The organism is Nostoc sp. 'Peltigera membranacea cyanobiont' 232 (assembly GCF_002245985.1).
GTDB lineage: Bacteria > Cyanobacteriota > Cyanobacteriia > Cyanobacteriales > Nostocaceae > Nostoc.
In genome coordinates this window covers 40,546-61,841 of record NZ_NOLK01000037.1, presented here as the reverse complement: position 1 = coordinate 61,841, position 21,296 = coordinate 40,546, and the positions used below count along the sequence as shown (strand labels likewise).

Genomic DNA, 21,296 nt, shown 5'->3' with positions numbered 1-21,296 from the left:
AATCTCCTGTATGAATAAACGCTGACGGGGGCTACAAGTTAATTGTACGAAGCTTCGCTACAGATTTTGATAGCAAAATTGCTTAGAACATGCGGAAAGGTTCTGATTCTTCAGTGAAATGGATTGGTAATATGGTTTCCACATTTTCTGGAGGATTGGGAACGATGTAGTAGGTGATTACTGCACCAACCTTGACTTGCTCTCCAGCTTCGATTCCGGCTTCAACAGCTTTTTTTACCTCAGCAACGTGTCCCCGGACAGCAACCAACAAACGAGCGCTTTCAGCTTGACCGTAGTACACAATTGTAACTGCGGCAGCTTTGACCATTGCATCTGCTGCTGCTAAGACACTAGGAAAACCTAAAGTTTCAATTACGCCAACCGCCATTGGCATGGCATTAGCTCCTGGATTAAGGGATAGGCGATATTAATTGTACGTGGCTTTAGTCCCAATTTTAACATTTTGTAAAACTTTCTTTGATGCGGGAAATTTTGGGGGAGTGGGGAGTTAAGAGTGAGGAGTGAGGAGTTAGAATGTTTTGATAGTCGCTAGACTATATTTTATGTATTACAAATAATACTCAATAGTATGAGTTTGTGTAATTCTGCTGCTTAACAAAATTAGCAATGGGTGGAAGCTAGCTAGTACGATAAACTGAAATTTATGTTTCCGAATTTTCTTCCTAAAACAGTTGGGCAACTGACAGAATCTACCTCAATCGCACTGGCTCAGAGTATTCAAACTGCTGCGATCGCTACTCCTTTAATTAATCAACCAGTTACCACAACTTATGTCAAGCAAGGTAGTGGTGGAACTCCTATTTTATTAATTCACGGCTTTGACAGTTCTGTATTAGAGTTTCGCCGGCTTTTGCCACAACTCTCTGGAGATAATGAAACTTGGGCGATGGATTTGTTGGGTTTTGGGTTTACAGATAGACTTTCAGGAATTGCTTATAGCCCAACTGCCATAAAAACCCATCTTTATTATTTCTGGAAAAGCCTGATTAACCAACCTGTAATTTTGGTAGGTGCTTCAATGGGAGGCGCGACAGCGATTGATTTTACGCTGACTTACCCGGAGGTAGTAAAAAAACTGGTGTTAATTGACAGTGCAGGGTTGGCGGGTGGTTCACCGTTAAGTAAAGTAATGTTTCCACCGTTGGATTATTTAGCAACTCAATTTTTGAGTAGTTTGAAGGTGCGCGATCGCATTTCCCGTATTGGATATAAAAATCAAAATCTTGCCTCTGTCGATGCTCTATGTTGTGCTGCATTACATCTACAAATGCCCAGTTGGAATCAAGCTTTGATTGCTTTTACTAAAAGCGGTGGTTACAGTGCTTTTAGATTCACAGCAATATCAAAAATTGTGCAGCCAACGCTAATTTTGTGGGGCGATTCTGATAAGATTTTGGGTACTAAGGATGCCATGAGATTTAAAAGAGCAATTCCACATAGTACTCTCACCTGGATTCCAGATTGTGGTCATCTCCCACACTTGGAACAACCACAAATGACCGCGCAGCATATTTTAAACTTTTGTGGTGAATAAGATTAAGTCACAATTGGCAATCTCTAATAGTTTCAACCATTGCTTTCCAATCTTCTGGATGGTAAAAAAATTTACTTGTGATTTTAATCTTTCTACCATTTTTAAATAAATAGAGACGATCGTTTTCTATCAATAAGTCTCTGTAGCTATCAAAGCGATGTTTTACAAAACTCATCCCTACCAAATTCTTTCCAACAATCTCTGTAGAATAGATAAAATATAAGGGATCTTGTAGTCTCAGTATAGAAAACACTATTTGTACAATAGAAGATAAAATTAACAAGCCGTTACCTATCATTAAAGCCAATACTATTGTGACAATGGACAAAACTAAAATTAGCCAAGGAATTATTGGGTTACATCTGAGTCCCATGTTATCAATCTCCTGGACGCACGCAGCGGTTACATAGTTATATTTCCCGCCTAGCAGAACAAATTAACACAGGTACTCGATAGGTTTTATTGTGTGCAAAAGTAGCACAACTATCAAAAAAATTTCTGTAACCCTTATCTAAAAAGCTTTTCACCTCTTGATGAAAGCTTGTACAAAAGCCGTTATTTTCTTTCTGTTACTTTCACATAATTTTAGGGAACTATATAGCTCAATACAGTTCAGTCAAGGATTGCGGGAAATTAACTTATCTCCGAGACGTTGTATTACAACGTCTCGGAGCTAGGTTAAAGGTATTGCTATTTTTCATTACATAAATACTGACAATACTTATTATTTTTGTTAATTAATAATTATAAAATTGGCATAGATATAAGAGTTTTTGGAACTCCTTTCAGTACAATCTTTCTAATTGAAGGATTTTTTACTGGGTTATCAATTTATTTATTAAAGTTAACTCGTTTAAAACAGTTTGCGAGCTAGAGCATCGATTCAGAAATCAAAAAAAACCTCTAGCGCCCTTCCCTACCAGGGAAGGGGGAGCCAAGATAAGATTAACTGACTCTAGTCAAGTAACCACATCTCATTAGAACTATCAGGATACTCATTTGGTTGATTTTGTGGTTGATTTTGAGCTAATGTTTCCGATGACCGATGTGATTTTTTGTAGTTAAGGGGATTGTAATGGTCTTTGACTGGTTTAATAGCACTAGTTTCTTTGACAACAAGTTTTTTAGAATTATCTTCTGCTGTTTGTTTTAAAGCATTAATTTCTTCTATAAGCTGGGAATTAGCTTCTGCTAGTTGCAGTGCTGTTTTTTTTGTTTCGTCAAGTTCTTTTGCTGCCTGTTCTGCTAATATTTTTTGTTCCGATGCTAATGTTTGTTGTTTAGATAATTTTGATTGCAAATCAGCAATTTCTTGCCCCAGAGATGCTTCCTTTTTATGGCTTTTTTCGAGATTAATTGTCAATTCTTTGACAGTTGCTTCTAAATCAGCTTTAGTGGGACTTGTGCGCTTAGTAGAAGTTGGATCGGGTGTTTGTGTTGAGGATTCCTCATCAGACGAAGCCTCTTCTTCGGCAATTGATTCTGCTGTAACTTCGATCGCAGATTCACCTTCTGGGGGTGTAAACTTTTGCGCCTCTTCTTGTAGTAAGTCAGAGAGACTTTGTTTCCTAGCCATTATTATTTTCTCCAATCACGCTGTAATTCATCAGCTGCACGGCGGTAGTCTAACTCCGCTTCTCGTGCATTACTTCCTCGCCATTGACCGATCGCTACACCCTCAAGTGCTGCTCGTTCATGAGCTTTATAGGCACGGATAAAGGTATTGCAAGCAGGAATACCTAATCTAGTGAGAGTGTTTTTTGCTTCTAGCGCTTCCCCAATACTGCGCGTATCGACTTTGGTAAGGAGTACCCGATGGGGGGTTCCCACGGGGATGACGGCTTCCTTGACTGTTTCCACGAGGATAGCTAAATCCATTGCGGCTGGGGGTGTAGGCAAAACTAGATAATCTGCGATCGCAACTACCGCCACTAATGCTTCAGAGCGCAGCGCGGGAGGCGTATCCACCACTACTAAATCGTAACCTGTTATCTTTCCTAAATCACTTAAAAGTGTGGGATCTGTTTCTTGAGATAAATCAAATCCCATTCCCTGCTGACTGCGCCCAAACCACCAACTGGCAGAACCTTGAATATCTGCATCAATTAGCAACACCTTTTTTTTCTTCGCAAAGTTTGCAGCCAGATTGACTGCGGTAGTCGTTTTACCGACTCCTCCTTTACCGTTGAGAATAGCGATGATTTTTGGCACTGCTTGCTTCCGATGCTGCCTCTTTAGTCTTTAGTGCTGAGTTAGGAGTAGAGACGCGATTAATCGCATCTGTACAGGAGTTAGGAGTTATTATTCTCCATCTTGTCCAGCTTGTGTTCCCAGTCCCTAGTCCCCAGTCCCCAGTTACTAGTCCCCAATCATGAATATACCGCTTTCTGTAACCCTAAATAACATGAAAACTCGTAACAATAAAATTCAGAAGCCATCAAATCTACAAACTCCTATGACAGCAACTTCCAATCTACCTGATGGGCCTCAAATGCCGCGCTGGTTGCGAAGGATCAAGTTTATTAGTCAGCCAGTGAAATATGTGGATGATTTTGCCAAAATCTATGGTGACACTTTCACAATCAGGAGTAGTCGCGGGGACAACCATATTGTGTACTTTAGTCAACCCCAAGCGCTTGAGCAGATTTTTACTGCTGATTCCAGCCATTTTGAGGTTGGGAGGGGGAACATAGGACTAAAATTTTTGCTTGGCGATCGCTCTTTTATGTTAGCGGATGGCGATCGCCACCAGCGCCAGCGGTAACTCTTAGCCCCTCCCTTTCATGGCGAAAGGATGCGGGCTTACGGCGAAGATATCTGTAAAATAACCCGACAGGTGAGTAGTGAATGGCAAATTGACAAGCCTTTCAAGATTCGTGAGTCGATGCAAGAAATTACTTTGCGTGTTATCCTACGAGTTGTATTTGGAATGGAAGAAGGAAAGCTCTTTGAAGAACTGAGGCGATCGCTAACTGACTTACTAGACTTCATCGGTTCACCTGTAATGTCCAGCGCCTTCTTTTTCCGGTTTATGCAAAAAGATTTCGGTGCGTGGAGTCCGTGGGGTTGGATTCTGCAACAACGGCAAAAAATTGATAGGGTGTAAATACACCAGCGCTAGTCTAACTGACTACCTTTAAAAAAGGAAGTTTGTAGTAAGCACTTTAGTCCTTATTTTCTAAGTATTGTAGGGTGTGTTAGAACGAAGTTCGTAACGCACCATTGTCGAGGTTTGGTGCGTTACGCTGTCGCTAACGCACCCTACGTATCTGTTCAGAAATCAAACCGGATTCCTGTAGCTTGACAAAATAATACTTAGCTACTGTCCGCACGGCATAATAATTACGAATTACGTTAGCATAGCGGGGCGTAGCCCATTACGAATTATCCTGACTCTCTTGTTTATTAGCGAGTTGTTCATAATGTTCTTTATCGCGGTATTTAATTGTTCTCATAGGTTGATTTCCAACAATTGCTAAAGGGTCAATATTGGCACTTACAACCGTACCAGCTGCCACAATCGCACCATCTCCAATGGAAACTCCGGGAATAATTAGGACATTTCCGCCAATCCAAACATTGCGGCCAATGACAACAGGTTTATGAATGTAGACATTATGCTCATAAGGCAAATCATTACTTTGGTAGTCGTGATTTGCAGAGAGAATAACAACATTAAATCCAAGCGTGGTGTTGTCGCCAATTGTGATTCCACCACGTCCATCTAATAAGACATCCGGGCCGATATAGACTTTATTACCCAAAGAGACATTTTGCGGATGGTCAATTCTAATATCTTGCTTAAATCGTAAACCAGAACCACAAAATTTTAATTTACTCTTCAGTTCTTGATGCTTGTAGCGCCTAATTTTGGTTTCTAGGTATTCTCCCCACCGCACCAAACGAGGGATTAACCATTGTTCCAATAGTCGCTCTAATTTATTTGTAATTTTATCTTTGATTTGTTTCATAAAACCTCATGGAAGTCTGGGAACTCTCTGGTTTTCAACCAAGGAGGGAAAATGACGCGGGTAGTTTAGCACCCTTCGCATTTATTAGGTTTCCCTGATTAGAGTATTTTCTCCCGTGTAAATACCGTTTTTGTAAAAGTTGGTTGTGCAATACACACAAGAACTTCGCAATTTGCTAATATTCTCTAGTATCCGACCAAAAAATATTCCCATGAAAAAATACCCTCCATTACAACAAATAGCCGCTATTAGGGATTGAAACAATCAGGAATCTGGCAAAATGACCCCTGGAATACCTATTACTCAAAGGTATATTGAATTACTCAAATCTTTTCCTCCTCGTCCCATCACTTATGAGGAAGAATTACTGGCTACGCAAAAAGTAATTGATTCCTTAATTGATAAAGGTGAATTAACACCAGATGAACAAGACTATCTCAATGTATTAGGTAGTTTAGTTCACGAGTATGAAGAAAAACACAATACCATACGAGATATTTATGGTGTAGACTTGCTTCAAGCGTTAATAGCCGAATTTGATTTGCGACAAAAAGACTTAATTCCTATCTTTAAAACCGAGTCTATTGTCTCGCAGGTATTGAGTGGACAGCGCAAGTTGACAGTTAGGCATATCGCTGACCTGGCGGAGTTTTTTCATATTTCGCCTGCTGCTTTTTTTGAGTCATAAGACGGAAAACTTTACAGATAGTCATTGCGTGTAGACTTGACAAAAAGCAAACTGATGTAGCAAGATCCATTTAAGTCCCTTTCGTCCCACATCTCGAAGTGGGTAGGAGGCAATGCATGATTGGCAGTATTTCTTTAACCACGATCGCAGCAATTTAAATCAAGCCACTTACCGCATCTTTGAGCCGGAGTGGAAAGCAGAGATTCTCCACTGGTTCAGCCAGGAAGATGTAGATAAGAGGCAGAAAGAAGATTTTATCCAAGCTTTAATCGGTTTTGATGACAGTTGCAGCGATTTTTATCGGTATCGCGCCTATTTTTTGGCGGCTGAGGCTTTATCTCAGTTCCCAGAATGTAGTTTGGGTGATGCAATTGTAGAACAACTGCTGAAATGGAGTTATGCCTATTTTCGGCAGGATAAGCGAGATTGGCAGATACTACCAAAACCATTGGTGAAGACAGCCAGAAAAATCCTGGAATTAACCGACAGGAAACGGGTTATCGCCGCTTTTGTGCATTTGGTTCATACTACTGAAAGTCGTTCAATTCTCCAAGTTGCAGCCGAGAAATTAGGAACACTCGATCCGGGTAATAAAAGTGCGATCGCAGCTTTAATGCTGCTAATTCAGCAAAATAACTCTCATCTTGGGACTGCAATTCGTAGCTTAGAGAAAATTGGCTATGGCAATGAAACTGTAATTACTACTTTAATCCAATTCATCAAAATAACGCCTTGGGCTGTAATTCATAGCTTAGGGCAAATTGGCTGCGGTAACGAAACTGCGATCGCTGCTTTAATCAAATTTATCAAAATGAAGCCTGATGAGATCACAAATGAGTGGTTGATGTTAGAAGACATATATGAGGGTGCGATTAAAGCTTTAGGAAACATAGCTTATGGCAATCAAATTGCGATCGCTACCCTGATTGATTTCATTCAAAGATACAAAGATGATCTGATTTGTTCAGATGCAGCTAAGGCTTTGTGGGATATCGATCCAGGTAATGCAATAGCGTTAAATATTTTAGTCCAGATTCTCGAAACTACCGAGAATACATCTTTGCTCGATATGTCCGTTAGATATCTGATGGTAATTGACCCAGGTAACAAAGCTGTAATTACTATTTTAACTGAGAGAATTAAAACCACTGAGAATGAATTTTTCCGTTGTAAGGCTGCTTTATGTCTAGGAAAATTCGATTCAGGTAATAGAGTAGCAATTACCACTTTATCCAAAATACTTGAAACTGCTGAGGAGGAATGGGTGTATTTTCATGCAGCAGATATACTAGCACCAACTAATGACTATCAGCAGCAAATAATTAAAGCCATGTGGAAAATGGTTAATTTAAAAGATGAGCGTACATCTCTAGATGCGCTCTTTATCTTGCTGGAAATAGACTCCAATAATCAACAGGCGTTTAATACTCTAATTCGGCTCTTGAACACTACAAAGCATGAATCAATTTTGACAAGTGCTGCTTATCATTTACAACAATTTAACCTAAGCATAAAATTAGAAACCAAAAAACTAAATGAATTAATCGCCGTCTTTATTAGATTAATTCAAACCTATCAGGATCTTGCGGTTAAAGAAAATGAAAATGGAGATTTATTTCCTTCAGAGTGGCTATCCTATGAATCCGGTCTTTTAGATATAGCTGATAATTTTACAAGCGTCATCCAAAAAGAACATTTACCACAAGTAGTCATAACCCTAAAAGACTATCTGAGTGAACAGTTCTACAAGAACAATTCATATCGCTACGAAGCTGTGTTTAAAATTATCTGGCATTGTGCCGAAAATCTAACTTACCCAGATTTCTACAAGGCTTGGCACAATTAATTGACTGAAGAATAAGCACAGAGTTGTTATCAAAAATTGTAGAGACGCGAATTGTAAAAGCATCTCTACAAAATTTTTTATTGGGCTACTAATCAAAATCCCTGTGCGAATGGCAGACGAGCTACGGTTCTGAGAAGGTCGCCAGCTAAGTTGAGTGCTAAGAAAGCTAAAATCGGAGAAAAATCCATACCGCCCAATGGGGGAATAATTGAGCGAAATAAATTCAGATAAGGGTCGGTTATCTGGGCTAAAGCGGCAAATGGCTGTTTATACCAGTCAATTGTCGGGAACCAAGTCAACAAAACCCGGATAATTAGCAAATAGCTATAAAAGGTGACAAAGGTAACTAGTGTTGTAATCAGTAAACTCATGGATGGCTTTGTTTCCTACTAAGTGTCAAACGCGGTCTTATCTTTACTAATTTTAATTTAGTCCAAGGTCAAAAGTGTTTGCAGATTTGGCACTTACCACACCAGACATTTTCACCACGCCTGAACAAAAATCAGGAGTCTTTAGTCAGAGAGCGGTCATTGCTGGCTTGGGGTGAACCGCTATTCACATTACCCAGTTGCTTCCGCACATCATCAATTGTGGCATTTAGCTGGGCAATTTTATCTTCTAGCGATCGCCGGGCCGTTTCTATACCAATGCTCTCACTTTCTGAAGCTTTCATCTGACGGCGCTTTGCCGCTATTTTTTTCGCTTCGACTTGGCTATCTGTCAGTTCTGTTTCCTCCTCTGGTAGCAATTGAGGATCGCGTCGAGAAGCAATCAGTGCCCCGATAACACCGCCAAATACACCACCAACAAAGGCCCCTGCTAAAAAACCACTGCCAAAACCATCTCGCTGACTCATATCTTTACCGCCTTCAACAAACCTTGCAACTTTTACAGTAGTTATGCTATTGTCTCCTGCCCTAGCTGCATACTAGCTTAAGTCCCAAATGTGCGATCGCCTGCATCTCCTAATCCCGGTACAATATACCCCTTATTGTTAAGTTTTTCATCAATAGTAGCGGTGTAAACTATTAAACCTGGATAAGCTTCACTCAGTTTTTGCAAAGCTGGTGGAGCCGCCACTACGCAAACAATCCGGGTTAGGGAAGGATCGGCACCCCGTTGTGTCAATTCTGCCATTGTAGCCATAATCGACCCCCCGGTTGCCAACATTGGATCGGTAATTAGCACTCGTGTTTGGGGGTCAAATTTTTCTGGCAACTTGTTTAGATAACAATGAGGTTGCAGTGTTTCTTCATCTCGCGCCAAGCCAAGATGGTAAATCGATGCCAAAGGTAATAAAGTCTGCGCTCCCTCAAGTAATCCTAGTCCAGCCCGCAGAATCGGTACTACTGCTACTGGTATCTGCGGATCGATCACCGTTGCTGGACAGGTATCCAAAGGAGTCTGTACGGCTGTTTCTTGGGTTGGCAACCAGTCTCGCGCAGCTTCATAAGTCAGCCATCTTCCCAACTCAGTCATAGCGCTGCGAAATAAAACTGAAGGTGTGCCTGCATCACGGGCGACTGCGAGCCAGTGTTTGATCAGGGGATGGGGTGGAACATAAACGCGCAATTGTAGCGTCATAGCCAGAAATAGGCGACTCTTTATTGTACAAGAACTGAAACACCATAATACTCTTTCCTGCATCCGGCTGACAGCTAAAATTAATCCTCTCAATTTTATTGATAAAGTTTTTCATTAATAGTTGACATCTATTCTCAATCAAGGCTATATTATTATCCAGTGTTCTCCTCTCTTTTAAGGATCGGCAGACGGGATTAGCCAGCAGTAGCAGGTTCGTCCCTCTTTTTTTTGATTAGTCATTGGTCATTTGTTCTTTGTCATTAGTCATTAGTCATTGGTCATTAGTTAAATTAAATATTGATTGACTCTAGACAAAGGACAAATACTTCTCTACAAGAGGCTAAACGTTAGCGGAGCTTTGGCTTTAGCGATACGCTCAGTACAAATGACAAAGGACAAATGACTAATGACAAATGATGCGATCGTGATTGGGTCTGGTATTGGTGGGTTGGTAACTGCGACTCAGTTAGCGGCGAAGGGAGCGAAAGTGCTGGTACTGGAACGTTATTTGATTCCAGGTGGTAGCGCTGGTTATTTTGAACGCCAAGGCTATCGATTCGATGTTGGTGCATCAATGATTTTTGGACTGGGACAGAACGGTACAACTAACTTACTCACCCGCGCTTTGTCAGCCGTGAATGTCAGCCAAGAAGCGATCGCAGATCCGGTACAGATTCACTATCATTTACCCCAAGGTTTAGACCTGAAGGTTGACCGGGTTTATGAAAAATTTTTGCAAAATCTTATTGCTCATTTTCGCCATGAAGAACCAGGGATTCGTCGCTTTTATGACGAATGCCAAAAAGTATTCAAGTGCCTTAACAGCATGGATTTGCTGTCGTTGGAAGAACCTCGGTATTTACTGCGGGTATTTTTCCAGCATCCTTTGGCGTGTCTCGGTTTAGTTAAGTATCTGCCCCAAAATGCCGGGGATTTTGCCAGACGCTACATTAAAGACCCACAATTATTGAAATTTATCGATATGGAATGTTATTGCTGGTCGGTGGTTCCAGCAGACATGACACCAATGATCAATGCTGGGATGGTCTTTTCTGACAGGCATTATGGCGGAGTTAACTATCCCAAAGGCGGGGTGGGACAAATTGCCCAAAAACTGGTAGAAGGTCTAGAAAAGGCTGGGGGTAAGATTCAGTACCAAGCTAGAGTCACGAAAATTCTTACAGAACAGGGAAAAGCGGTAGGTGTGCAACTGGCAAATGGTAAAGTATATCTGGGTAAACGCATAGTTTCTAATGCCACACGCTGGGATACTTTTGAGCAATTACTACCAGCAGAAGCAATGCCACATAATAAGAAAAATTGGCAACAGAATTATCAAAAATCTCCAAGCTTCTTGAGTTTACATATCGGGGTAAAAGAGTCAGTTTTACCTGCGGGGACAGAATGCCACCATATTTTGCTAGAAGATTGGGAAAATATGACAGCAGTGGAAGGAACAATTTTTGTTTCGATTCCTACATTGCTTGACCCAAATTTAGCACCAAGTGGATATCATATCATTCATGCCTTTACACCTCACTGGATTGATGATTGGCAAGAACTTTCTCCAAGTGAATACGAAGCGAAAAAAGAAGAGGCGGCTGGGCGAATTATTGACCGCCTAGAGAAGATTTTTCCAGGTTTAGATGCTGGATTGGATTATCTGGAGGTAGGCACACCCCGCACTCATCGCCGCTTTTTGGGTCGTCAAGATGGCACTTATGGGCCAATTCCTCGGCGCAAGTTGCGGGGGTTATTGAAGATGCCTTTTAATCGCACAGCTATTCCAGGACTTTATTGTGTCGGGGATAGTACCTTTCCTGGTCAGGGATTGAATGCAGTAGCTTTTTCTGGGTTTGCCTGCGCTCACCGCATCGCTGTAGATTTAGGATTTTAGTGTGTATTCTGTCGCCAATCAGGGACTTCCAAATAAAAAATATCCCAAAACTGACGCAAAAATCCTTTCTCTTTCTCCTCTCTCTGTGTTCTCTGCGCCTCTGTGGTAGCCTGCGGCAAGCCGCTCCGCGTCTACGTTTATTTGGATAATTTATTTCTTGGAAATCCCCAAAGTGAATCAATTAACCTATGAAGATATTTCCAACTGTCGCCGTGATTGGTTTTGGAAGTTAGCACACGACTCGATCGATTGTACAACCGCTAATAGTGAAACTGATGCTACAGACTAGCATACAAAATTTCCATAAATTTTATTTATTAATATTGTAAATTTTCATAGGTGTACTTAATTTCTACCACATACTATGAAACTTTATTTACCATCATTCGGCTAATCCAGTATGGAAATAATTCAAAATGTAGCTGGGTGTAAATTTACTCTTTTCCCCGAATTACTTGGAGTTTACCGAAATAACACTTAGTCAAGCTAGGTGTTGCATAATACTATGTGTCAAAAAGTACTAGTTAAATTAAACACTTGTAACCGATGTTTTTTCATATAAGTCAATAATTTACGAAGTTTTTGATATGTGTGCTTTAATGGTGGACGGCTTTTGTTCGTTCATGAATCTTCATCACACACAACGCTCACTCATGCTCCTCACACACAAAGAAAATATTTTAAAACTTAGCTGGCTTTTACCCAGCTTCTTCAGCTTGTTCCTATTTGGCTCCAGTGTCAAAGCTGCTGCGATCGCTAATTGGCATTTTGATAGCAATCGTAATCATCTGGATTTCACCACAGATGAGAATGTTCAACCCAAAGTACAATTACTTACCAATCCTACCCGTCTGGTAATTGATTTACCTGGAGTTAAACTAGGATATCCACAGACTAGTCAAAGAGTAGGGTTAGTAATTAAAGACATTAGCATCCGGCAGTTTAACGCAGATACTACCCGTATGGTAGTTACCTTAGCACCCAATTACACCTTCGATCTAGCACAGGTGAAACTGCAAGAGGAATCCCTGAATCATTGGTCTGTGCAGTTACCCAAGCCTATACAATTGACTGCAACCCAGCCAAACATTTTAGAAATAACACCGACTCAACCGAGTATTTCTCCAACAGTGAGTGATAATAGCACTCTGTTTGCTGGCGTGGTTCCCATGCATTCACCGATGAAAGCGCTGGAACCACAGATTAAAGCCTTGATGAATCGCTACAACTTCCTGAAAACAGGAATGTTTTTCTTGGATTTGGATACTGGGGATTATCTGGATGTTGGAGGCGATCGCGTTTTCCCCGCAGCTAGTACGATTAAATTGCCAATTCTCATTGCTTTTTTCCAAGATTTAGATGCTGGTAAAGTCACCCTTCAAGAAAACCTGACTATGCGGGGTGACTTAGTAACCAATGGTTCTGGAACTATGCAGTATGAGCGAGTTGGCAAGAAGTATACAGCTTTGGAAACCATCACTAAGATGATTACCATCAGTGACAATACCGCCACCAACATGATTATCGATCGCTTAGGTGGAGTGGCGAAACTAAATCAGCGCTTCCGTAACTGGGGACTGAAAGACACCGTAATTCGGCATCTTTTGGCTGACTTAAGAGGAACCAACACCACAAGTTCTCAAGATATGGCGCGGGTGCTGGCTTTGGTTGTGAATAACAAGCTAGTTTCTTCACAGAGTCGGGAGCAAGCTTTAGATATTCTGCGTCACACCACAATTCACACACTGCTACCCGCCGGTTTGGGGAAAGGTGCAGTCATCGCCAACAAAACCGGAGATATCGGCTTTCTCATTGGCGATGCGGGATTTGTGACTATGCCAAATGGCAAGCGTTACCTGGCGGCTATCTTCGTCACCCGTCCCTATAAGGACACTAGGGGAAGAGACTTTATCCGTCAAGTTTCCCAGCTTGTTTACAATTACCTGAACCAAGTGAACCCGGTTGCTGCGGTTGATTCGCCTAATAGTGCTACGAGATAACAGTTCAAAATAGATATTGGTAGGGACGCACAACTGTGTGCCCCTACGGTAACTAGATAATTTTAATTTTACTTGCGGCTCTAGTAGCTTTTTCCCTAGCTTCTTGGACATTCACACCCTTAGCCAAAGCTACACCCATTCGCCGATATGGATGAGCATTAGGTTTACCAAATAATCTAATATCTACATCTTTTTCTGACAAAGCATCAGCTACACCTGTAAAACCAATAGAATCAGATTTTTCTGAGGCTAAAATTACCGCACTAGCTGATGCTCCTAACTGTTCTATATGAGGAATTGGCAAATCTAAAATTGCTCTTAAATGTAGTTCAAATTCATTGAGATTTTGTGAGATTAATGTCACCATTCCCGTATCGTGGGGTCTGGGAGAAAGTTCGGAAAAAATCACTTCATCCTTGGTAATGAAAAATTCAACACCAAAAATTCCGGCTCCTCCTAAAGCATCAGTGACTTTTATAGCTATTTCTTGAGCTTTTAATATCTTTTCTTCAGAAATTAATGCGGGTTGCCATGATTCTTGATAATCTCCTCTTTCTTGGCGATGACCAATAGGAGGACAGAAAATTGTCGGCGCATTCCACTGTTTAATTGTCAATAAAGTTATTTCAATTTCAAAGTTAATAAATTCTTCTACGATTGCCTTTTGACTGTCACCTCTAGAATTAGCGATCGCATAATTCCAAGCTTTCTCAACCTCACTCTTATTCTGGACTACAGACTGACCTTTTCCAGAGGATGACATCACAGGTTTAACAACATTAGGAAAGCCAATTTCATCAGAAACTGCAATCAATTCTTCTAGAGTTGTTGCATAACCATAAGTAGCCGTTCTGATGCCCAATTGTTGATGCGCTAGTTCCCGAATTCTGTCGCGGTTCATTGTATAGTTAGTAGCAGCCGCAGTTGGTATAACTATAATCCCTCGCTGTTCAAATTCGATCAGTTTTTCTGTTCTGATTGCTTCAATTTCTGGTATAATTATATTTGGCTGATGTTTTGTCACTACGGCTTCTAAATCATCACCACTGAGCATAGAAATAACTTCATAAGCATCAGCAACCTGCATCGCTGGAGCATTGGCGTAGCGGTCAACGGCAATTACATAATTACCAAGACGTTGAGCCGCGATCGCAAATTCTTTGCCTAGTTCTCCTGAACCCAGCAGCATCAATTTTTGGGGCAACTTAATACTCATTAGCTTATCCAGTTCAATCTTAATCCAATAATCTTATAATTTTTTGTGTTTTAATTACTGTCTTCTCAAGAATTAAATCTAGCTCCGCGCAGTTGTAAATCTTGGCGTTGTAGCTGAGTTAAACCAGTACCTACGCCAAAGTGACACTTATCTACTAGAGTCTCCAACCAAATAGTCTCATTCAAAGTTGCACCTCGTAAATCTGCATTTCTCAAATCAGCTTTCATCAAATTTGCGAATAATAGGTCTGCATTAACTAAACTACTACCTTGGAGATTTGCTCCTGATAAATTTCCTCGAATAAAGTTTATTCCATCTAAAATTAAACCAGATAAATCTGCTCCTATTAGATTTGGAAATTTTAGCTGACTTGGATATTTAAAAAACCGCATCATACAGATTATATTTGCTTCATTTAGGCGGATTTTAGTTAAAAAATCATAACGAGCGATGCCCAGTTGCTTAAGAATTTGTAGACGCTGTGGGGAACCTTGTTCTAAAAACTCGATGGCTGTATGGCGTAGGTCTTGAGTTGGATTTAGCATGATTGTCAGATTGTTGCTATCATTATGCTAATTAAAAGTTTAACCTTAATACAAGAACCCCGACTTCTCAAAGAAATCGGGGTTCTAATGGATAATTTATTACCTAGCGTCCTGCTAACAATGCTTTCGTAGCAGATTCGCCTACTAATCTTACCTGCCTTGTTAACTTGAAATTCAACAACGCTAAAACACTCAACTGAGCGAGGAATGCCATAAAAATTGTTGTTGCACTAGCGTATTCTATAGCTACCCAAGGAAAAGTTGAAAATAACCAGACAGTAGGATATGCCGATGAGGAGATACCGAGAAGTCCTAGAATCAGCGATGGTAGAAACATCGCTGTACCTAAAGTTCCAATTGCCCAGAAAGAACGTTTAGGAGTTTTTAGCAAAAGTATCAATTGGGCGATGGTAGCATAAATCAACATTAAGCTAACAGATAAAGCCAGGGCTAAAAGTAATTTAAACTTGTCAAAATTGTCACCAGCCCAGTGACTATGGACTGTATCAAGAACAGATGTGAGTGAAATCCAGACTAGCCAAGGGATACTAACAATTGCCAGATTAATAGCGATCGCCACGATTGCAGGGCTTTTTTCAGCCAAAATTAGATCCTGCCAAACACTCTTGCGACTAGAAAATTCCTGATGTCGATATCTTGCCCAATCTTGTACGGCTTGACGGTGAGGGGAAAGAATCGCAATAAAACTAAAAAGCGATATGAAATTGTATACTCCCACCAAGGTCAAACCTTGCTCAATTTGTTGATCGACATTGGTAATTTGTTCCCAATTTTGCAACAGAAATCCCCACATCATCATCTGGGAAAAAGCTATAAATAAATAACTTTGTCCCTTGTTAATCATTGAGGCTTGAGGATTACGGAAGCAACGTTTAAGAGCTTGAAAAATCCCGTAACTACACAATCCAAAATTCAATAGATGGAAGCCAATAAGACTAACAAAACTTCTCCCTATTGGTAAATAGAAAAACTCCAAGTTTTTCAGGGGAGAACCATTAGTTATATGAAAAAAGTTAGGAAAGAGATAATTTGTTGTCTCCACAGGGTTAAACAGTGTAAACCAAGCAACTGAATTGTTTGAATTGTAGCTATAAGATGGTGCCATTAAGATTGGCATCATTAAAAAAATGAACACAGCACCACTACCTATCCAAGGCTGAAAACCGCTAAACTTATTACTAACCAAACCAAAAAGCAGTGCAGCACTGGAGAAGAAAACACAGCTTGCAGCAAGAATAGCGTAGTAACTCAAAATGGAAGTAAAAGCAATTTGGGCAGAATAACCAGCCCATAAATGTAAAGGAACTGAAACTAGGATTACGAGATAAATTAAACTCGGAACTCCTAGCAATTTGCCAGTCAATATATTTGTTTCTGATTGGGGACTGAGACGGATAAAATTCAGCGTGCCGCGAGTTTCTTCTTTGGCTAAATCATTGATTATTAAATAAGTTCCTGCAACTAATAGTGTAAATACAAAAATTACACTAAACGCCAGGAATATATATTCCCAGTGATCTCGCCACCACAACTGCCAATCGATTTCGTTTTGCGGACAAATATTATTTAAGATTAAATTATTGTACTCAGCAATTCTAGATTGGTTTGATTGCTGGAAAGCCTGGTTTTGTTGTTGATATGCTTGACTCAAACGACAGTATGTGTTTGTTAGCGAGTATTTATCGTCAGGAAACTCGCGGAACTGATATAAAAAAACTACCAGTTGTAGTAATAAGGATGCTGCAACTGCGATCGCAATATTAAAAAATTTCAGCCGTCCTTTGAGTTCGCGCAATAGTTGCGGATTCCAATCGCCGATTTTGTCTATTAAATTGGGCATCATAGAAAAAAATCTCCAAAAATGGGGAGTGATATTTATTGACGTATTAAGATGCTTGTTTGTGACCTAATTTTAAGAAAATAGTTTCTAAGTCTTCTTGAGTGCAGTGAAAATCAGTCAAGGGAATCCCTGCTTTGATGAGCGATCGCAACAACTCAGCACTATCTTCTTCTTTACCGGAAAAATTCACCCGCACGCTGTTTTTTCCTGATATCACCTCCCACTCTTCTACTAAATGATGATGTTTCAGTTCCCTTAAAAGTACCTCTAGGTTCCCCAGAGTTGATATCACAATTTGCTGGTGGGAAAGACGTTGATAAAGGTGTTGTAACGAGGTACTTTCTACCAAGAAGCCAAGTTCCATAATTCCTACAGATGTACATAGTTCAGCTAAATCGCTGAGAACATGGGAGGAAATAATTACAGTCATCCCAGCTTCTTGCAAAGCCTTGATGACTTCACGGAAGTGCATCCTAGCGATGGGGTCAAGCCCAGAAACCGGCTCATCTAGTAGTAGTAAAATTGGTTCGTGGATAATGGTTCGCGCTAAACTTAAGCGCTGTTTCATCCCCCGCGACAGAGTAGAAATCTGACTGTGGCGTTTATTGCCAAGTTGGATTAGTTCTAAAACCTCATGTAAGCGTTGAGTGCGGCGTGGTTCTCGTAAATGATACAGACGCGCAAAATAATCTAGGTAATCCCAGACTGTTAAATCCTCATATAGCGGGTAGTCATCAGGTAAGTAGCCTAGACGACCCTTAAGTTTGGGGTTACTCTTGTCACGGAGGAGGCGATCGCCATTAATATAAATCTCACCCGTAGTTGGTTCCTCAGCAGTTGCCAACATACGGATGAGAGTTGTTTTACCCGCGCCATTGGGCCCAATCAGTCCATATACTTCCCCCGCCTGAATTTCTAAATCAACATCATTGACAGCAACGTGCCGGTCAAATTGCTTAGTGAGTCCACGGGTGCAAATTGCTAATTCTTTTACCATCGCTGCTGGGGTGCGGCTAGTGATTAACACTTAACGTAACCTCTTTCTATAGCTTTTGTCAGGCTTGTTTCAGAAATTGAAACTGACTCTCAGGAAATTGGCTACATAAAAAAGTAGGTAAGACATACGCCCTATCTACTTATTAATTCTTATTCTGTTATTTAGGAAATCTTTGCAAATAAAGCCTTGACTTTTTGCTCTAGTGTCAAGTTATTTCTGATAGTGGTGGGATGACATTATTAATTGCATGAGCAGATGAACCGCTAACTGCATAACGGTATTCGGGAATTGGATATCCAGCTTCGTTAAAGGTTTCACGGATAGCTTTATTTGTGTCGAAGTAAACCTGCCAGTAATGGTCATTATTGCAATAAGGACGGACTGCTAGTACAGGCCCTGCAAAGTTGAAATCCTGAATTTCTACATCCGGTGCTGGATTTTGGAGGACATTAGGAATTTGACTAATTTTCGCTTTTAAAAGTGCGATCGCTTCGTTATGTTTCACTTCATGATGAAGTTGAGCTACCAGATCGACTCGACGGTAAGGATTGGCAGAATAATTCTGGATATTGTCAGCAAAGATTTTATTATTGGCAACAATCGTCAATACGTTATCAGGTGTATTAATACTAGTTGTGAACAGCCCAAGTTCTGTAACAGTGCCTGTGACACCTGCTGTCGTGATGAAATCACCAACTTTGAATGGTCGAAAAACGATTAAAAATGCTCCGGCTGCAAAGTTTGCCAATAGTCCCCCCCAGGCTGCACCAATTGCAATGCCTGCTCCTGCTAGCAATGCAGCAAAGGAAGTTGTTTCAACCCCAAAGAAGCCGAGAATTGCTACAACTAGAATAATTCTCAGCGTAACGCCAATGATATTCAGAAGATAGTTAATCAGTGTCGGATCGACGTGTTGGCTTCGGAAAGCACGTCGCACTAGCTTCAATGCAAAATCAATCAAGCGTTGAGCAATTAGCCACAGAGCGATCGCACCTAAAATTTTCAGCCCAAACAGAGTTAGAAGTTGACTAGCAACCAAACTAATTTGTTTTAAATCCATAATTTTTTATGTCTGTGAATTATTAAACACAATAAACATACAATAAATTAAATAAAAATTTCCTATAAATAGTTTTTTTTAATTTTTGGGGTGCTGTGCAGCAAGTAGCAAAGTGTTCTTGGAGGATGTCTCAACAATTTTGGGCGAATATAAATGTTTTATTGTGGCGTAGATATCTTGCCAGCCCTAGAACTTCAAGGAACACAAGACGAACAGAATCATGCTGCAAATATCCACTTTTCGCCTTGCTGCTGCTATTTTTTTCGCTCCTCAATTAGAGCAAATATTTCATTAGATACTGAGATTTACCAAAATTTGATCTTGTCTGGTGTAGAGTCTCCACTCCCGATCTCAAATCGCTGTATAAATCGCGCCATACCAGCAGTCCAAATTCTTTATTCAAGGCTTCTATAGACCTTCCTATGCTGGTGAAGTATAGCTAGACTTTATAATATAAACCCTTTCAACCTTGAGGATGTGCCTCATTTGATCGAGAACCGCTATATTCCCAACCGCTTAATCTCAGCTTGATTATATGCGTGCTGGTCAACGACTATAAGACTATCTATTCCTAAAGAGGTTACAGGTGTCAAGCAAAAAAATCGGTTTTTGGTCTGTGTGGGCGTTGGGTGTAGGAGGCATTGTCGGTGGACTTTTCCCAGCGCTGGGAGTTGTAATTCAAATAGCTCATACAGGCGCACCACTAGCATTTGCGATCGCAGGGACAATAGCTTTGATAACTACTTATGCTTATGCAAAACTTTCAGTAGCTCATCCATGTCGAGGCGGGACAGTAACCTTCTTAAACCAGGCTTTTGGTCTAGGGCTGTTTAGTGGAACACTGAATCTTCTACTATGGTTTAGCTATGTAGTCATGCTTTCCTTTTACTTGAATGCTTTTGGTAGTTATGGAGTTAGCCTGTTTACATCTACTCAACCGATGTGGAAGCATTTACTGATTAGCTTGGCAATTTTAGGGACAACTGGACTAAATCTACTAACTGCGAATTACATTGGTAAATCTCAAATTTGGATTGTTAGCTTCAAACTGGGGATTTTGATCCTGTTCGTTACTATGGGGAGCAGTCATATAGATATTTCCCGTATAGAACCAGTCTCAGTGTCGTCGCTACAGTCAATTTTCGCAGGAGCAATAATCATCTTCTTGTCTTATGAAGGCTTTGAGCTAATCGCCAATACAGCAGAGGATCTTGTCAATCCCAAATACACTTTGCCACGAGTTTATTACTCTGTAATTGGGTTCGTTATTTTGCTTTACGTTTTAATAGCACTGGTTACATTGGGAACAGAACCAATAGAAAAGATTTTGGCAGCAAGAGACTATGCTTTGGCTGAAGTTGCCAAACCAATTATGGGGCAATTGGGATCTGTTTTGATTACGATTGCTGCTCTTTTATCAACTATCTCGGCGAGTAACGCAACACTCTACGGTTCAGCTCGTTTTAGCTCTATTATTGCTAAATCTAGGGGGTTTGACTCTGACAGCCAAATAAATGGCATAGATCAATCTTCAATTGGCTTATTTATTACTAGTGGTATTACTCTAATAATTGCCAATTTTTTTGATATAAGTCGGATCTCTACAATGGGTAGTGCCGGGTTTCTCCTAATATTTGCGGCGGTTAATTTAGCTAATGCTCGTATGTATCGTTATACAAAAAGCAAGCAGTGGATTTCACTTTTAGGTGCTGGAATATGTTTAGTAGCACTAGGAATGTTAATTTGGTTTGCTTTGCAAACAGATCCACAAACCGTCTGGGTTTTAGTGCTTATGGTAGGAGTGGCTATAGGCATCGAAGTAATTTACTATCTGTCAAACAAGCGACAGCTACACCTTTGAAGAAACTTTGCTCAATAGAATGTATTTGTAATACGTTTGCATTAATTTAACTTGAATTGGCTAACAGTGCCTTATTTGGCGAGTCGCGACACATCTGTTAAAGGTGATTTAGGAATGGCTGATGAGCGGTAATTTTATCGAAACAGAATTCAGGAGTCAGGAGTCAGAATGGGCTAAACCTTAGCTATCCGCTAACAGAATGAATTTTGTCCGAG

General features: G+C 40.5%; 20 protein-coding genes and 1 pseudogene. 8 read left to right on the top strand and 13 right to left on the bottom strand.

The window, feature by feature from the left end; all coding sequences use genetic code 11:
- Positions 1-82 precede the first annotated feature (82 nt).
- Entirely contained in the window at positions 83-394 is a 312-nt protein-coding gene (locus tag CDG79_RS15015) for a BMC domain-containing protein (RefSeq protein ID WP_094342833.1), read from the bottom strand.
- Positions 395-664: 270 nt separating this feature from the next.
- Here CDG79_RS15015 and CDG79_RS15010 point away from each other — a divergent pair, with 270 nt between their 5' ends.
- Positions 665-1,555, top strand: a complete 891-nt coding sequence (locus tag CDG79_RS15010; RefSeq protein WP_094342832.1) for an alpha/beta fold hydrolase — start codon at positions 665-667, stop codon at positions 1,553-1,555.
- Positions 1,556-1,562: 7 nt separating this feature from the next.
- Here the strand turns inward: CDG79_RS15010 and CDG79_RS15005 are convergent, their stop codons facing one another.
- The 3 genes from CDG79_RS15005 to CDG79_RS14995 form a co-directional block, all read right to left on the bottom strand.
- Positions 1,563-1,928, bottom strand: coding sequence for a hypothetical protein (locus CDG79_RS15005; protein ID WP_094342831.1), 366 nt, complete (start codon positions 1,926-1,928; stop codon positions 1,563-1,565).
- Between the two features lie 582 nt (positions 1,929-2,510).
- Complete coding sequence (locus CDG79_RS15000; protein WP_094342830.1) at positions 2,511-3,131, bottom strand: hypothetical protein; 621 nt, start codon at positions 3,129-3,131, stop codon at positions 2,511-2,513.
- Between the two features lie 2 nt (positions 3,132-3,133).
- The gene (locus CDG79_RS14995; protein ID WP_094342829.1) at positions 3,134-3,766 is read right to left on the bottom strand and encodes a ParA family protein; all 633 of its coding nucleotides are present in this window, start codon (positions 3,764-3,766) and stop codon (positions 3,134-3,136) included.
- Between CDG79_RS14995 and CDG79_RS42390 the strand changes: the two genes are divergently transcribed.
- Entirely contained in the window at positions 3,760-3,930 is a 171-nt protein-coding gene (locus tag CDG79_RS42390) for a hypothetical protein (protein WP_189525004.1), read from the top strand. The genes CDG79_RS14995 and CDG79_RS42390 overlap by 7 nt on opposite strands.
- An 80-nt stretch (positions 3,931-4,010) precedes the next feature.
- Positions 4,011-4,658: pseudogene (locus tag CDG79_RS43760) on the top strand (cytochrome P450); the annotation flags it as partial.
- Positions 4,659-4,932: 274 nt separating this feature from the next.
- Here CDG79_RS43760 and CDG79_RS14985 read toward each other — a convergent pair.
- On the bottom strand, positions 4,933-5,526 hold the full coding sequence (locus CDG79_RS14985; RefSeq protein ID WP_094342828.1) for an acyltransferase: 594 nt from the start codon (positions 5,524-5,526) through the stop codon (positions 4,933-4,935).
- 280 nt (positions 5,527-5,806) lie between these two features.
- Here CDG79_RS14985 and CDG79_RS14980 point away from each other — a divergent pair, with 280 nt between their 5' ends.
- Together CDG79_RS14980 and CDG79_RS14975 are read left to right on the top strand one after the other, a co-directional pair.
- Positions 5,807-6,214, top strand: a complete 408-nt coding sequence (locus CDG79_RS14980; RefSeq protein ID WP_094342827.1) for a helix-turn-helix domain-containing protein — start codon at positions 5,807-5,809, stop codon at positions 6,212-6,214.
- A gap of 112 nt (positions 6,215-6,326) precedes the next feature.
- Positions 6,327-8,060: a hypothetical protein gene (locus CDG79_RS14975; RefSeq protein WP_094342826.1), complete on the top strand. Its 1,734-nt coding sequence runs from the start codon at positions 6,327-6,329 to the stop codon at positions 8,058-8,060.
- Positions 8,061-8,152: 92 nt separating this feature from the next.
- Here CDG79_RS14975 and CDG79_RS14970 read toward each other — a convergent pair whose 3' ends face one another.
- From CDG79_RS14970 to upp, 3 genes are all read right to left on the bottom strand, one after another.
- Positions 8,153-8,431: a YggT family protein gene (locus tag CDG79_RS14970; protein ID WP_094342825.1), complete on the bottom strand. Its 279-nt coding sequence runs from the start codon at positions 8,429-8,431 to the stop codon at positions 8,153-8,155.
- Positions 8,432-8,562: 131 nt separating this feature from the next.
- On the bottom strand, positions 8,563-8,916 hold the full coding sequence (locus CDG79_RS14965) for a hypothetical protein (protein WP_094342824.1): 354 nt from the start codon (positions 8,914-8,916) through the stop codon (positions 8,563-8,565).
- 77 nt (positions 8,917-8,993) lie between these two features.
- Positions 8,994-9,644, bottom strand: a complete 651-nt coding sequence (gene upp / locus CDG79_RS14960; RefSeq protein ID WP_094342823.1) for a uracil phosphoribosyltransferase — start codon at positions 9,642-9,644, stop codon at positions 8,994-8,996.
- Between the two features lie 406 nt (positions 9,645-10,050).
- Here upp and crtH point away from each other — a divergent pair, with 406 nt between their 5' ends.
- On the top strand, positions 10,051-11,541 hold the full coding sequence (crtH, locus tag CDG79_RS14955) for a carotenoid isomerase (RefSeq protein WP_094342822.1): 1,491 nt from the start codon (positions 10,051-10,053) through the stop codon (positions 11,539-11,541).
- A gap of 653 nt (positions 11,542-12,194) precedes the next feature.
- Positions 12,195-13,541, top strand: a complete 1,347-nt coding sequence (locus CDG79_RS14950; RefSeq protein ID WP_189525006.1) for a serine hydrolase — start codon at positions 12,195-12,197, stop codon at positions 13,539-13,541.
- Between the two features lie 52 nt (positions 13,542-13,593).
- On the opposite strand, the gene purT is transcribed toward CDG79_RS14950, so the two are convergent.
- The 5 genes from purT to CDG79_RS14925 all read right to left on the bottom strand — a co-directional run bounded on the left by purT (position 13,594) and on the right by CDG79_RS14925 (position 19,220).
- On the bottom strand, positions 13,594-14,757 hold the full coding sequence (gene purT / locus CDG79_RS14945; protein WP_189525001.1) for a formate-dependent phosphoribosylglycinamide formyltransferase: 1,164 nt from the start codon (positions 14,755-14,757) through the stop codon (positions 13,594-13,596).
- A gap of 65 nt (positions 14,758-14,822) precedes the next feature.
- Positions 14,823-15,302, bottom strand: a complete 480-nt coding sequence (locus CDG79_RS14940; protein ID WP_094342819.1) for a pentapeptide repeat-containing protein — start codon at positions 15,300-15,302, stop codon at positions 14,823-14,825.
- A gap of 103 nt (positions 15,303-15,405) precedes the next feature.
- Positions 15,406-17,166: an ABC transporter permease subunit gene (locus CDG79_RS14935; protein ID WP_094342818.1), complete on the bottom strand. Its 1,761-nt coding sequence runs from the start codon at positions 17,164-17,166 to the stop codon at positions 15,406-15,408.
- A gap of 43 nt (positions 17,167-17,209) precedes the next feature.
- Positions 17,210-18,160: an ABC transporter ATP-binding protein gene (locus tag CDG79_RS14930; RefSeq protein ID WP_094342841.1), complete on the bottom strand. Its 951-nt coding sequence runs from the start codon at positions 18,158-18,160 to the stop codon at positions 17,210-17,212.
- A gap of 205 nt (positions 18,161-18,365) precedes the next feature.
- Positions 18,366-19,220 carry a mechanosensitive ion channel family protein gene (locus CDG79_RS14925; RefSeq protein ID WP_094342817.1) on the bottom strand — a complete coding sequence of 285 codons (855 nt, stop codon included), beginning with the start codon at positions 19,218-19,220 and terminating at the stop codon, positions 18,366-18,368.
- Between the two features lie 586 nt (positions 19,221-19,806).
- Between CDG79_RS14925 and CDG79_RS14915 the strand changes: the two genes are divergently transcribed.
- The gene (locus CDG79_RS14915; RefSeq protein ID WP_094342815.1) at positions 19,807-21,081 is read left to right on the top strand and encodes an APC family permease; all 1,275 of its coding nucleotides are present in this window, start codon (positions 19,807-19,809) and stop codon (positions 21,079-21,081) included.
- The last annotated feature ends 215 nt before the right edge of the window (positions 21,082-21,296 follow it).